The sequence below is a fragment of the Micromonospora sp. NPDC047548 genome, assembly GCF_040642975.1.
In the GTDB taxonomy this organism is placed as follows: Bacteria; Actinomycetota; Actinomycetes; order Mycobacteriales; family Micromonosporaceae; genus Micromonospora.
On sequence record NZ_JBEYTI010000006.1, the window covers coordinates 267,858 to 281,699 of the forward strand.

Below are 13,842 nucleotides of genomic sequence, written 5' to 3' on the forward strand. Positions count from 1 at the left end.
GGTGGTCAGGCGGCGCGCAGCGCGGGCCCGGCGGTGATGGAGCGCGAGCCGCGCCCGATCGCCACCGTGCCGGACTGGACCATCTCCTTGATGCCGAGCGGTTCGAGGTCGCGCAGCAGCGCGTCCAGCTTGTCGGGGGTGCCGGTGGCCTCGATGGTCAGCGTGTCCGGCGCGACGTCGACCACCCGGGCCCGGAACAGGTTGACCGTCTCCAACACCTGCGCCCGGGCGTTGCGGTCCGCGCGGACCTTGATCAGCAGCAGCTCCCGGGCCACCGAGACCTGCGGGTCCAGCTCCACGATCTTGAGTACGTTGACCAGCTTGTTGAGCTGCTTGGTGACCTGCTCCAGCGGGGACGACTCGGCGTTGACCACGATGGTGATCCGGGAGACGTCCGGGTTCTCGGTCTCGCCCACGGCGAGGCTGTCGATGTTGAACCCGCGCCGGGAGAACAGGCCGGAGACCCGGGCCAGGACACCCGGCTTGTTCTCCACCAGGACCGAAAGCGTGTGCAGAGTCATCAGATCTCGTCCTCGTCGAAGGCCGGGCGGACGCCACGGGCGAACATGATCTCGTCATTGCTGGTGCCGGCGGCCACCATCGGCCAGACCATCGCGTCCTTGCCGACCACGAAGTCGATCACGACGGGCGCGTCGGTGATCGCCATCGCCGCCTCGATTGTCTTGTCGACGTCCTCGACGGTCTCGCAGCGCAGGCCGACACAGCCGAGCGCCTCGGCGAGCTTGACGAAGTCCGGGATGCGGTGCTTGTGGGTGCCCAGCTCGGTGTTGGAGTACCGCTCGCCGTAGAAGAGGGTCTGCCACTGCCGGACCATGCCGAGATTGCCGTTGTTGATCACGGCGACCTTGACGGGGATGCCCTCCAGCGCGCAGGTGGCCAGCTCCTGGTTGGTCATCTGGAAGCAGCCGTCGCCGTCCACCGCCCAGACCACCGTGTCGGGTCTGCCGACCTTGGCGCCCATCGCCGCCGGAACGGCGTACCCCATCGTGCCGAGGCCGCCCGAGTTGAGCCAGGTGCCCGGCTTCTCGTACGAGATGAACTGGCTGGCCCACATCTGGTGCTGGCCCACGCCGGCCACGTAGACCGCGTCCGGACCGGCGATCTCGCCCAGCCGCTTGATCACGTACTGCGGGGAGAGGGTGCCGTCGGCCGGCTCCTCGTACCCCAGCGGGTAACGCTCGCGCAGGTCGTCCAGCTGGGTCCACCAGTCGCCGAGGTCGGCCCGCTGGCCGGCGTTGCGCTCGGCGGTGACCGCGGTGATCAGCTCGTCGATCACATACTTGGCGTCGCCGACGATCGGCACGTCCGCGTGGCGGTTCTTGCCGATCTCGGCCGGGTCGATGTCGGCGTGCACCACGGCGGCGTCCGGGGCGAACGAGTCCAGCTTGCCAGTGACCCGGTCGTCGAAGCGCGCCCCGAGCGCCACGATCAGGTCGGCCTTCTGCAGGCCGTAGACCGCGGCGACGGTGCCGTGCATGCCCGGCATGCCCAGGTGCTGGCGGTGCGAGTCGGGGAACGCCCCCAACGCCATCAGCGTGGTGACCACCGGGATGCCGGTCAACTCGGCCAGCTTGCGCAGCCCGTCGGTGGCACCGGCCTTGAGCACCCCGCCGCCGACGTAGAGCACCGGGCGGCGGGCGGTGCTCATCAGCCGGGCCGCCTCCCGGATCTGCTTGCCGTGCGGGTGCAGGGTGGGCCGGTAGCCGGGCAGGTCGAGGGTGGGCGGCCAACTGAACGTGGTCGGCGCCTGGAGGACGTCCTTGGGAATGTCGACCAGCACCGGCCCGGGCCGCCCGGTCGAGGCCAGGTGGAAGGCCTCGGCCAGCACCTGCGGGATCTCCTCCGGGTTCTGCACCAGGAAGTTGTGCTTGGTGATCGGCAGCGTGATCCCCTGGATGTCCGCCTCCTGGAAGGCGTCCGTGCCGATCGAGGGCCGCGCGACCTGGCCGGTGATCGCGACGATCGGCACCGAGTCCATGTACGCGTCGGCGATCGGGGTGACCAGGTTCGTCGCGCCCGGGCCGGAGGTGGCGATGCAGACGCCGACCCGGCCGGTCGCCTGCGCGTACCCGGTGGCCGCGTGCCCGGCGCCCTGCTCGTGGCGGACCAGGATGTGCCGCACGGTCGAGTCGTACAGCGGGTCGTACGCGGGCAGGATCGCCCCGCCGGGGATGCCGAAGACGACATCGACGCCGAGCGCCTCGAGGGACCGCACGAGGGAGCCGGCCCCGGAGACCTGGGCCGGGGCGGGCTGCCGTACGGCCGGGGTGGCCGCGGCGGCCCCGCGCGGCGCGGGGGTGTGGTCGGCGTCGCTGGCCGGCCCGGTGGTCGTGCGCGCCCGCCGGGCGGAGTGGGCGAGTGTCTCTGGCGTGGGTCTCGTCATGGCGGTTCAGGCCTTCGGCTGGAGGGTGGAGGCTCTTTCAACACGTGCGACGCGGGCGGTGCCCGCCCGGGTGGAGTCCGACGGCAACAAAAACGGCCCTCGTGCAGATGCACGGGGCCAGCGCACTCTCGGTGAGGGAGAGTGCGCTCAGGTAAGTACTCGCAGCGACCGGATCGACATGTGGACCAGCCTGACGCATCTCACGCGATGAGTCAACTGATCCCACATGTTGGTTCACGAACGGGGGACACCGTCCCCGGTTCCGGCCTTCCCGAGCGGTCCGACCTGCGCGGATCCCGTCCCACCGGCGCGCGGCGCCGGCATCGGCCGCGGGCCGGCGAGCGGCGCGGCCGGCAGCACCCCCGGGCGGGCGCCGGGCGAGGTCGCGGCGTCCAGCATCGCCTCCAGGTGCTCGGCCGGCACGCCCCAGCCGAAGAGCGCGCCCTGGCCGAACCGGCAGCCGGCGGCAACCACCGCGGCCAGCTCCGTCGGCGTGGTGACGCCCTCGGCGATCACCTCCATCCCCAACTGGTGCCCGAGGCGCATGACGATGTCGACCATCGGGGCGAAGGCCGGCCCGTCGGTGTCCACCGGGCGGACCGGCTCGTGCTCGGACACCAGACTGTGGTCGATCTTCAGGATGTCGATCGGCAGCCGGCGCAGCTGGCCGAGGGATGAGTAGCCCGCCCCGAAGTCGTCCAACGCGATCCGCACCCCGGTGCGCCGCAGCGCGGTCAGCCGCCGGATCAGCTCGTCGAGGTCGGTGGCGACGGCGTGCTCGGTGACCTCCAGCACCAGTCGCTGCGGCGGCACGTGGTGGGCGCGCAGCGCCTCGGCCACCTGCACCACGTACTCCGGGGCGTGCAGCTCGCGCGGGGAGACATTGACCGAGACCCAGACGTCGTGGCCGTCGGACAGCCAGCGGGAGAGCTGCCAGCAGGCCTGGTGCAGCACCCAGGCGCCCAGCTTGGCGATCATCCCGCACTCCTCGGCGAGCGGGATGAACTCGTCGGGGCCGACGTTGCCCAGCTCCGGGTGGCGCCAGCGCAGCAACGCCTCGGCGCCGACCGGACGGACCGAGGGCAGCGAGGCGACCGGCTGGAACACCAGCCGCAGCTCGTCGCGCTCGATCGCGCCGCGCATCTCGTGCTCCAGCCGGGTGCGCCGCAGCAGCAGCTGGTCGTGCGTGCCGTCGTAGCGCTCGACGCGGTTCTTCCCGCGCTGCTTGGCGTACCGCAGCGCCAGGTCGGCGTGACGCAGCAGCGCCACCGAGTCGGGCTCGCCGCGCTGGCCGGCCACCCCGATGCTCACCGACAGGAAGACCGGCCCATCCGGCTGCTCGTACGCCCGGCCGAGCACCCCGAGCAGCCGCTCGGCGACCACGTCGGCGTCGGCCGGGTGGCCGCGCATCAGCACCGCGAACTCGTCGCCGCCGAGCCGGGCGGCCAGGTCGCCGGGGCGCAGGTTGCCCCTCAGCCGCCGGCCCACCTCGGCCAGCACCAGGTCGCCCACGTCGTGGCCGCGCATGTCGTTGACGTTCTTGAAGCCGTCCAGGTCGAGCCCGAGCAGCACGCACCCGATGCCCTCCTCGGCGCAGCGCTGCAGCTCGCGCAGCAGGCCGCGCCGGTTGGCCAGGCCGGTCAGCGGGTCGGTGTGGGCCAGCTCGCGGAAGTGCGCCTCGCGCTCGGCCAGCCGGCCGGCGTACCCCCGCATGTCGTTGAGGGTGAGGTACTGCCGGGCCACCAGCGCGAACCCCTCGACACTGCCGGCGACGATGCCGAGCGCGTCAAAGCGACCGCCCTGCGCCAGGTGGTACATCGCCGAGGCGGCCATCGCGAACATCGGGACGAAGGCGTACGCGCCGTCCCGGCGGATCAGGTCGACGTCGACCTGCCCCGGCGGCTCGACCCGGTGCACCGCGAACGCGACCGCCAGCAGGCCCAGGGCGAGCAGCACCGCACAGGCCAGGGTCATCCACGGCCCGCCCTGGCAGACCCCGCCGACCACCCCGAGCCCGCCGGCGGCGACGGCGGTGACGCCGGCACCGAGCAGCCCGAACCGACCCCGGGGCGGGTCGGCGCGCAGCACCACGATCAGGGTGACCCCGACGGTCAGCGCGGCGTTGACCGTGGCCAGCAGGATCGCCGGGCAGGCCACCGGGGTGGCCGACCCGAGCAGCCCGGTCGGCCCGGAGAAGAGCACCCAGCCGACGAACCAGAGGGCGGTCGCCACGATCAGCGCGTCCAGGAGCAGCCGGGCGGTCGCCGCCGGGGACACCACCACCCCCGGCAGGCGGAGCAGCCCGGCGGCGGCGGCCAGGCCGCTCAGCGCCACCGCGACGGAGATCAGGACGGGCCAGCCGTTGAGCCGCGCCGGATGGGGGGCGTGGTGCGGGTCACCGAGCGCCAGGCCCACCCCGACCAGCAGGCCGACCAGGGCGAGCGCGCCGGCCGAGGCGAGTAGCGCGTACGGCCGGCGGTCCGGGCCGGTGCGCCGCCGGGCCGACCCCACGAGCAGCACGGCGGCGGTCACGGCGACCAGGGCGCCCGGGAGCGCGACGGCGACCATTCCCGGGGGGAGATGCACGTCGTCAACTCTGCCGGATCGGAGCCGTGCGCGGGGCACCGGGTGCGCATCTGTTGGGACACGCTCCGACCGCTGGGAGTCACCGCCGGGACGGTGCCAGACTGGTACCCATGCCTGAGCTGCGGTCGAGGACCTCCACCCACGGTCGGACGATGGCCGGCGCCCGGGCCCTGTGGCGGGCCACCGGGATGACCGACGACGACTTCGGCAAGCCGATCGTCGCCATCGCCAACAGCTTCACCCAGTTCGTCCCCGGTCACGTACACCTCAAGGACCTCGGTGGCCTGGTCGCCGACGCGGTGGCCGAGGCCGGCGGGGTGGGTCGCGAGTTCAACACCATCGCGGTCGACGACGGCATCGCCATGGGCCACGGCGGCATGCTCTACTCGCTGCCCAGCCGGGAGCTGATCGCCGACGCGGTGGAGTACATGGTCAACGCGCACTGCGCGGATGCCCTGGTCTGCATCTCCAACTGCGACAAGATCACCCCGGGGATGCTGCTGGCCGCCCTGCGGCTGAACATCCCGACCGTCTTCGTCTCCGGCGGGCCGATGGAGGCCGGCAAGACGGTGGCGATCGAGGGGATCGTGCACTCCAAGATCGACCTGATCGACGCGATGATCGCCTCCTCCAACGAGGCGGTCACCGACGACCAGCTCGGCGAGATCGAGCGTTCCGCCTGCCCGACCTGCGGCTCCTGTTCCGGCATGTTCACCGCCAACTCGATGAACTGCCTGACCGAGGCGATCGGCCTGGCCCTGCCGGGCAACGGCTCGACGCTGGCCACCCACGCCGCGCGCCGGTCGCTCTTCGTCGAGGCCGGGCGCACCGCCGTGGAGATCGCCAAGCGGTGGTACGACGGCGACGACGCCTCGGTGCTGCCCCGCGCGGTCGCCAACCGGGCCGCGTTCGAGAACGCGGTCGCCCTGGACGTGGCGATGGGCGGGTCGACCAACACGATCCTGCACCTGCTCGCCGCCGCCCGGGAGGCCGAGCTGGACTTCGACGTGGCCGACATCGACGCGCTCTCCCGCCGGGTGCCCTGCCTGGCCAAGGTCGCGCCGAACTCGCCCAAGTACCACATGGAGGACGTGCACCGGGCCGGCGGCATCCCCGCCATCCTGGGCGAGCTGGACCGGGCCGGGCTGCTCAACCGGGACGTGCACGCCGTGCACTCCCCCTCGCTGGCCGGATGGCTGGCCGACTGGGACGTCCGGGGCGGCTCGCCGACGCCGGAGGCGGTCGAACTGTTCCACGCCGCCCCGGGCGGAGTGCGCACCACCGAGCCGTTCTCCACCACCAACCGCTGGTCGTCGCTGGACACCGACGCGGCCGGCGGCTGCGTCCGGGACCGGGAGCACGCGTACTCGGCCGACGGCGGGCTGGCCATCCTGCACGGCAACCTCGCCCCGGACGGCTGCGTGGTGAAGACCGCCGGGGTGCCCGAGGAGTGCCTGACCTTCCGCGGCCCGGCAAAGGTGTACGAGTCGCAGGACGACGCGGTGTCGGCGATCCTGGCCAGGCAGGTCGTCGCCGGGGACGTCGTGGTGATCCGCTACGAGGGTCCGAAGGGCGGCCCCGGGATGCAGGAGATGCTCTACCCCACCTCCTTCCTCAAGGGCCGGGGGCTCGGCCGGGCCTGCGCGCTGCTCACCGACGGACGCTTCTCCGGCGGCACCTCCGGGCTCTCCATCGGGCACGTCTCCCCCGAGGCGGCCTCGGGCGGACTGATCGCGCTGGTGGTCGACGGCGACGAGATCGTCATCGACATCCCGGGCCGGTCCATCCAGCTCAACGTGCCCGAGGATGTGCTCCAGGCCCGCCGGGTGGCCGAGGAGAAGCGGGAACGGCCGTACACCCCGCTCGACCGGCAGCGCCCGGTGTCGGCGGCGCTGCGCGCGTACGCCTCGATGGCCACGTCGGCCAGCGACGGCGCGTACCGGCGGGTGCCGGAGTAGGTGTGCGGAGGGCCCTGCCGTCGCCTACCGCCTGGCAGGGTCCTCCGTGACGCCGCTCACGAGCGCCGTCTCAGTACCCGACCAGGGCGATGACTAGCGACGACACCGCGGCGGCGAGCAGCACTCCGCCGGCGCCGATCCCGACCACCGCACTCACCGGGACGGCGCGGGCCCGGGCCACCGGAGTCGCCGCCAGCGCCACCGCCGTCACCAGGGCGGCAACCAGGTGGATCAGCGGATAGTCGAGCAGTGCCGCGACCGGGAACAGGTGCACCCCCACCACGAGCGCGACCCAGACCGGAATCAGCTCCCGGCGGCGCCGCAGGGCGAGGAGCCCGGCACCGAGTGCCGCGGCGCCGAACTCGATGCCGACGACAACGCCGAAGGCGCGACCGGTGTCGGCGTCGAAGGCCGTACCGTCCGACCAGTGCCGCCAGGTGAGGACTCCGCCGGCCACCGCTGCGAGCAGCGAGAGCACGGATCCGACAGCGAGTACCGGGCGCCAGCCCCTGGGCGGTGCTTCCTGCGCCCAGCCGAACCAGCTGGATGCGAAGAAGCCGAACACGACCGCCGTGGCCGACGCGTCACGAACGTGTTCCGCGATCATGGTTCTCCCCCCTGGGTGATGCAGCCTCGGCGATTGCCCGCAGATCGGACCTCCTGTCGCAACGGCCACCCGATCTTGGTAGATCCTCGCCCAGGGAGCGGTAGCGGGTGGCATCGGGGAGGGCGGGCAGGAACTACCCGGGGTTGATCCGACCGCGCGAGGTGAGCGCCGGGCTCAGCGACCGGGTGCACGCTCCGCGTGCCTGAGCGTCGTGCTGCCGCCGACCCCGGCGGTCGACGCGGCGGCTGCCGCTCCGGGCAGCGCGATGGCGCGGGCGTGCCGGATGGCCGCGGGGGTGTCGGGAAAGACCAGGCCGTCGCGGCGCAACTGGTCGGCGACGCCGAGGGTGGCCAGCACCTGGTCGTGGCCGGGCGCGATGCCGGAGAGCAGCACGGTGATGCCGCGCTCCTGGAGCCGGCGGATGGCGTCGCCGAGCACCTGCGCGCCGGTGGCGTCGAGGGTGGAGACCCGGGACATGCGCAGGATGATCACGCGGACGTCGGCGACGTCGGCAAGCTGGAGCAGGAAGCTGTGCGCCGCGGCGAAGAAGAGCGGGCCATCCAGCCGGTAGGCCACGATGTGGTCGGCGAGCAGGGCGTGTTCCTCGGCGCTGTGCTCGCCGGCGTCGAGGGGGACCCGTTCCACGCGCGCCGTGCGGGCCACCGCGCGCAGGGCGATCACGATCGCCACGCCCACCCCGACCGCCACGGCGGTGACCAGGTCCAGCGCCACCGTGACGGCGAAGGTGAGCACGAGCACGAGGGCGTCGCCCCGGGTCGCGCGGGCCAGCGCCCAGAGGGAACCCGCCTCGACCATCCGCACGGTGGTGGCGAGCAGCACGCCGGCCAGGGCGGCGAGCGGAATCCGGCCGACCAGGGGCGCGGCGGCCAGCACGATCACCGCGAGGGCGACCGCGTGGGTCAGCGCGGCGAGCTTCGAGGAGGCCCCGGCGCGGACGTTGACCGCGGTCCGGGCGATGGCGGCGGTCGCGGGAATGCCGCCGAAGAGCGGGGAGGCGAGGTTGGCCAGGCCCTGGCCGAAGAGTTCCCGATCCGGGTCGTGTCGCTCGCCGACGGTCATCCCGTCGGCCACGGTGGCCGACAGCAGGCTCTCCAGCGCGGCGAGGGCGGCCACCGCGAGCGCCGAGGGGAGCAGCACGCCGACCGCGTCGAGGTCGAGGAAGCCCAGCGACGGCGCGGGCAGCCCCTGCGGCAGGGCGCCGATCCGGACCAGCCCGACCGGGGCGGTCTCGGCCAGCACCGTCGCCGCGGCCACCCCGAGCAGCGAGAACGGCAATCCAGGCCGCCACCGGGCGCCGAACAGCATCAGCGCCGCGACACCGAGGGCCACCGCGACGGCGGCCGGCCGGGGGTGTACGACGAACCGGGCGACCGCGTCGGCCGCCACCGCCCAGACCCGGTCGCCCTCGGCGTCGGTCACGCCGAGCGCGGCGGGCACCTGTTGCAGGGCGATGACCACCGCGATGCCGGCGGTGAAGCCCTCGATCACCGGGGTGGGCAGGTAGCGGACGTACCGGCCGAGGCGGGCGAGGGCCAGGGCGACCAGGATCAGCCCGGCCATCGCGCCGACCATCAGCACTCCGGTCGTGCCGAACTGCTGCACCACCGGCACCAGCACCACGGTCATCGCCCCGGTCGGGCCGGACACCTGCAGGTTCGAACCGCCGAAGACGGCGGCCACCGCACCGGCGACCACGGCGGTGACCAGGCCGGCCTGCGCGCCCAGCCCGGAGGTGACCCCGAAGGCCAGGGCCAGTGGCAGCGCCACCACCGCGACGGTCAGCCCGGCGAGCAGGTCCCGGCGCGGCGAGCGGTGGACGGCGGCCCAGTCGGCGGGGCCGGGCAGCAACCCGAGAACCCGGTCGCGGGCGACCGACACCGCTGCGCTCACCGGTCCCGCCCGGCGGCGCGCAGCTCGTCGAGGAGGGCGTCGCGGTCGGTGAGGACCGCCCCGAGGATGCGCCGCCCGGCGGCCAGCAGGTCGGCCACGTCGGGGGTGCTGAGCGCGTACATCACCAGCGGGCCGGCCCGGTACGAGGTGACCATGCCGGCGCGACGCAGCACGGCGAGCTGCTGGGAGAGGTTGGACGCCTCGACGTCGATGGCCGCCAGCAGGTCACGGACGGGCTTGGGGCCGTCCTGGAGCAGTTCGAGGACCCGAATGCGCACCGGGTGGCCGAGGGTGCGGAACAGTTCCGCCTTCGCCTGGTACAGCGGCACCGACACGCTCGTCCTCCCCCTCCCGCACGGCCGACCCGCCCGTCACCTTGCGCACTTTATCACTTGAAGAAGTCTTCAAGTGAGTGGAGCCGGCGCAGCCAGGCACGGCTGTTGGGGTGCGCCACGCCCACGACCGAGTGGTCGGGAGCAGGCGTGTCGCGGCGGGGAGGGCGTATGCCTGGCTGGTGGGCGATATACCTGAGAGGCATTGTCCGCGATCGGGCCGGTCAGTTCACCATGCCTTCGATGCGGTGCTCGCCGGCGCGGGGATCACGGTCGCGAAGAGCCCGCCACGGTGTCCCCGAGCGAACGCGTACGCTGAGCGGTTTGTGGGTACCGTCAGGTCCGAGCTCGAGCGGGCCGCGTAAAGCCGCAGTTCAGCGTGTGTAACGACGGCTGGACTCCCACAGGCACCTGGACGTTCGTGAAGACCGGCTGACGTTCCGAGGGGGTGGAGCGGCCCAGGGTGCCTTCACGTGCTCCAGGCCGTTGTCCGTCCCTGAGCCCGCCGTGGCCGGTGGCGAGGGCGCAGCTCGGCCAGCATCCCCGGCCGTCGGGTCAGGCTCGGCGGTAGGCGGCGAGGAACACCCGCACCCCTTCGTCGGCGAAGCGTTCGAGTTCGGCGGCGGTGAAGGGCTCGTCGTATTCGTGGAACATGGTCTTGTCCATCGGCGTGGAGAGGATCAGCCAGGCGAAGTGGTTCGCCGCGAGGTGCGCGTCGTCCAGGCGCAGGAGTCCCCGGTCGGCGAGGTCCTGGAAGCAGGCCGCCAACGTGGTGATGGTGCGCTCCGGGGCGCGCTGGTAGTAGGCGCGGGCCAGATCCGGGAAGCGACCGGCCTCGGCGATCAGAAGCCGGCGGAGCTGAAGCACCCGGGGCTGGATGACCGTGGCAATGTACCGCCGGGCCACGAGACCCAGATCCCGCTCCAGGTCCTCGGTCCCGGCGAGGGTGGCAGTGATGACGTCGACGAACTCGCCGACCCGGTCGGTGGCGCCGAGGATGATGTCGCCGAAGAGCTGCTCCTTGTCGGTGAAGTTCTTGTAGACGGTCTGTTTGGAGACCGCGGCCACCGCGGCTATCTCGTCCATGCTGGTGCCCTGGTAGCCGTTGCGTAGGAACAGCTCGGTGGCTGCCTCGAGGATCGCGCTGCGCTTGCGCGCAGACCGGCCTTCCTCCTGCGGACGCTCGTCTGTCATCTCGACTCCTTCTCGCCTCCGCCGGAATGGTACTAGACGGGCCAGTACTCGTCTGAGTACTATACCGTCCAGTACCCGCCAGTTGAGCGGACGGGGACGGATCCGATCCCGGATCACGTGCACGATCAGGAGGGACACCCATGAACAAGGTCATATCGAAGGACGGCACCCCGATCGCGTTCGACCGCCAGGGCGACGGGCCGGCGATCATCATGATCGGCGCCGGCCCGACCGACCGGTCCGCCAACGCGAATCTGGCCGAGCTCCTCGCGAAGGAGTTCACGGTGTTCAACTACGACCGCCGCGGTCGTGGCGACAGCGGCGATACCGCTCCGTACGCGGCCGACCGCGAGTTCGAGGACCTCGAAGCCCTTATCACCGAAGCCGGCGGCTCGGCGATGGTCTACGGCACCTCCGGCGGTGCGATCATGGCGCTGGAGGCCGCGGCCCGCGGGCTGGCCATCAGCAAGCTGGCGCTGTGGGAACCGGCGTACATCGTCGACGACAGCCGTCCTCCGGTGCCCGCCGACTATCGGGATCGGCTGGTCGCGCTGCTCGCCGAGGGGCGCCGCGGCGACATGATCGAGCTGTTCTTCACCGACGCGGTCGGCATGCCTGTCGAGTTCGTCACCCCGATGCGCGGCGCGCCGTTCTGGCAGGCGATGGAGGCCGTGGCGCCAACCCTCGTCTACGACGCCACAATCACCGGAGACTTCTCGATGCCGACCGATCGGCTGGCCTCCGTCGCGGTGCCGACCGTCGTGATCGACGGTGGGACCACCCCCTGGCTGAGCACCACCGCCGCGGCCGTCGCCGCCGCGCTCCCCCACGCGCAGCGCCGCACGCTTGAGGGCCAGCCGCACAACGTCGACCCCTCGGCGATCCTCCCCGCGCTGACCGAGTTCCTCGCCACCTGAACTCATCCGCTGAACTCGCCGACTGAGACAGCGCTCGCGCCGGGCGCCGGTTGCGCACCGGCGCTCGGCGCGTGTTCGCCCAGTACCTCAAGGAGATGTCATGAGAAAGATCGTCGCGCAACTTTTCGTATCCGTGGACGGCGTTATGGAAGCGCCCGAGGAGTGGCACTTCCCGTACTACAACGAGCAGATGGGAGAGGCGTTCGCGAAGCTGCTGGCGCAGGCCGACACCATGCTGCTCGGGCGGGCGACGTATGAGATATTCGCCGACTCCTGGCCGCATCGGGGCAGCGATGTGCCGTTCGCGGACCAACTCAACACCATGCCCAAGCTGGTCGCCTCGACCACTCTGGCGGAGGTGCGGTGGCAGAACTCGACGCTGATCCGCGGCAACGTCGCCGACGAGCTGACCAAGCGCAAGCAGCAAGCCGGCAAGAACATGGCGATCAGCGGTAGCCCCACCCTGGTGCGATCACTGCTGCGCGACGGTGTCCTCGACGAACTCCAGCTCCTGGTCCACCCGGTCGTCCTCGGCAGCGGGCGGCGCCTGTTCGAGGACGAGAAGGCGGCGACGCCGCTGCAGCTCGCCGACTCCATCACCTTCAGTACCGGCGTCGTCAGCCTGACCTATCAGCCGGCCTGAGCTAGCCCCAATACCGCTGATTTAGAGATGACGCACAGGCATCTTGCTCGTTGTGGGGTCCGGCTCCGCGCAGACCACCCTGCTTGACATTCTCTCCGTCCTAAAGGACGGAGATTCCCTCCACGCTGCGTGTGGAACACACGGCGTCTGGGTGGATTACCGTTTCGCCGCGCGGTGCCACCATCGCTGGTGGTCTTACCTGCGCTCCACGGTCGTTTGAGTTGTCCCAGCGTCCCTGGGCCAACACGTTGATCGCCGCGTTCACGTCCCGGTCGTGGACCGCCCCGCAGAGGCAGGTCCATGACCGGACGGACAGCGGCTTCGGGCCGTCGAGCCGGCCGCACGTCGAGCACGTCTGCGACGTGGGCGCAAACCGGTCGATCTTGGCGAACGTCCGCCCGTACCGGGCGGCCTTGTACTCCAACATGGCGGTGAATGACGCCCAGCCCGCATCGTGGACGGACTTGGCCAGCCTCGTGCGGCCGAGACCGACGACGCACAGGTCCTCAACGTACACCGCTTGGTTGTCGCGGATGATCCGGGTCGAGAGTTTGTGCTGCCAGTCCCGCCGGGTGTCGGCCACCCGGGCATGCGCCCTGGCGACCTTCATGACGGCCTTCTCGCGGTTCTGACTGCCCCGCTGCTTGCGGGACAGGTCCTGCTGCAGCCGCCTGAGCTTGCGGGCGGCGCGGCGCAGGAACTTGGGTGCCGCCACCTTCGTGCCGTCCGAGAGGACGGCGAAGTGGGTCAAACCCAAGTCGATACCTACCTCGGACTCGGCCGGCGGCAGCGTCTCATCCTCGGTCGTCTGCACGACGAACGAGGCGAAGTATCGTCCGGCCGCGTCTCGGATCACCGTTACCGAGCTGGGTTCGGCTGGCAGGTTGCGTGACCAGCGGACCGACAGGTCGCCGATCTTCGGCAACCTGAGCCGCCCGTTGTCCAGCACCGCGAACCGGGCGTTCTTGGTGAAGCGGATGGCTTGGCGGTTGTCCTTACGCGACCGGAACCGTGGCGGGGCCAGCTTCCGGCCCTTGCGCTTGCCGGTGACCGAAGCGAAGAAGTTGCGGTATGCCACGTTCAGATCGGCCAGGGCCTGTTGAAGCACCACCGAGGACACCTCACCCAGCCACGCCCGCTCGGGCGTGGTCTTGGCCTGGGTGATGACCTGCTTGGACAGCTCCCCGTCCGACAGGTACTTGGCGCCGCTGGCTCGTGCTTCCTGCCGTGCGCGCAGCCCGTCGTTGAACACCATCCGGGCGCACCCGAACGACCGGGCCAGCGCTTGCC

At 71.7% G+C, this 13,842-nt stretch carries 11 protein-coding genes; 3 read left to right on the plus strand and 8 right to left on the minus strand.

Translation table 11 applies throughout. The features are described from left to right. Positions 1 to 5 precede the first annotated feature (5 nt). The 3 genes from ilvN to ABZ807_RS09605 all read right to left on the minus strand — a co-directional run bounded on the left by ilvN (position 6) and on the right by ABZ807_RS09605 (position 4,972). Positions 6 to 521 carry an acetolactate synthase small subunit gene (gene ilvN / locus ABZ807_RS09595; RefSeq protein WP_357154758.1) on the minus strand — a complete coding sequence of 172 codons (516 nt, stop codon included), beginning with the start codon at positions 519 to 521 and terminating at the stop codon, positions 6 to 8. Next, positions 521 to 2,404, minus strand: a complete 1,884-nt coding sequence (locus ABZ807_RS09600) for an acetolactate synthase large subunit (RefSeq protein ID WP_357154760.1) — start codon at positions 2,402 to 2,404, stop codon at positions 521 to 523. Before ABZ807_RS09600 ends, ilvN begins: the two co-directional genes overlap by 1 nt. A 234-nt stretch (positions 2,405 to 2,638) precedes the next feature. Next, positions 2,639 to 4,972: an EAL domain-containing protein gene (locus tag ABZ807_RS09605; protein ID WP_357154810.1), complete on the minus strand. Its 2,334-nt coding sequence runs from the start codon at positions 4,970 to 4,972 to the stop codon at positions 2,639 to 2,641. Between the two features lie 128 nt (positions 4,973 to 5,100). Between ABZ807_RS09605 and ilvD the strand changes: the two genes are divergently transcribed. Beyond that, positions 5,101 to 6,948 (plus strand): dihydroxy-acid dehydratase, encoded by a 1,848-nt coding sequence (gene ilvD / locus ABZ807_RS09610; protein WP_357154762.1) that lies wholly within the window; start codon positions 5,101 to 5,103, stop codon positions 6,946 to 6,948. A 70-nt stretch (positions 6,949 to 7,018) separates the two neighbouring features. On the opposite strand, the gene ABZ807_RS09615 is transcribed toward ilvD, so the two are convergent. From ABZ807_RS09615 to ABZ807_RS09630, 4 genes are all read right to left on the minus strand, one after another. Continuing rightward, a complete protein-coding gene (locus ABZ807_RS09615) occupies positions 7,019 to 7,555 on the minus strand; it encodes a hypothetical protein (RefSeq protein WP_357154764.1) in 537 nt (178 codons plus the stop codon). Positions 7,556 to 7,729: 174 nt separating this feature from the next. After that, positions 7,730 to 9,466 (minus strand): SulP family inorganic anion transporter, encoded by a 1,737-nt coding sequence (locus ABZ807_RS09620; protein WP_357154766.1) that lies wholly within the window; start codon positions 9,464 to 9,466, stop codon positions 7,730 to 7,732. Then, positions 9,463 to 9,801 (minus strand): metalloregulator ArsR/SmtB family transcription factor, encoded by a 339-nt coding sequence (locus ABZ807_RS09625; protein WP_357154767.1) that lies wholly within the window; start codon positions 9,799 to 9,801, stop codon positions 9,463 to 9,465. The genes ABZ807_RS09620 and ABZ807_RS09625 overlap by 4 nt, the downstream gene beginning before the upstream one ends. Positions 9,802 to 10,353: 552 nt before the next feature. Continuing rightward, entirely contained in the window at positions 10,354 to 10,992 is a 639-nt protein-coding gene (locus tag ABZ807_RS09630; RefSeq protein WP_357154769.1) for a TetR/AcrR family transcriptional regulator, read from the minus strand. A 140-nt stretch (positions 10,993 to 11,132) separates the two neighbouring features. Here ABZ807_RS09630 and ABZ807_RS09635 point away from each other — a divergent pair, with 140 nt between their 5' ends. Both ABZ807_RS09635 and ABZ807_RS09640 read left to right on the plus strand, forming a co-directional pair. After that, entirely contained in the window at positions 11,133 to 11,909 is a 777-nt protein-coding gene (locus tag ABZ807_RS09635; protein ID WP_357154771.1) for an alpha/beta hydrolase, read from the plus strand. A gap of 100 nt (positions 11,910 to 12,009) precedes the next feature. Then, complete coding sequence (locus tag ABZ807_RS09640; RefSeq protein ID WP_357154772.1) at positions 12,010 to 12,552, plus strand: dihydrofolate reductase family protein; 543 nt, start codon at positions 12,010 to 12,012, stop codon at positions 12,550 to 12,552. A 100-nt stretch (positions 12,553 to 12,652) separates the two neighbouring features. Here the strand turns inward: ABZ807_RS09640 and ABZ807_RS09645 are convergent. Continuing rightward, positions 12,653 to 13,842: transposase (locus ABZ807_RS09645; protein WP_357154774.1), on the minus strand; the 1,190-nt coding region annotated here is incomplete at its 5' end.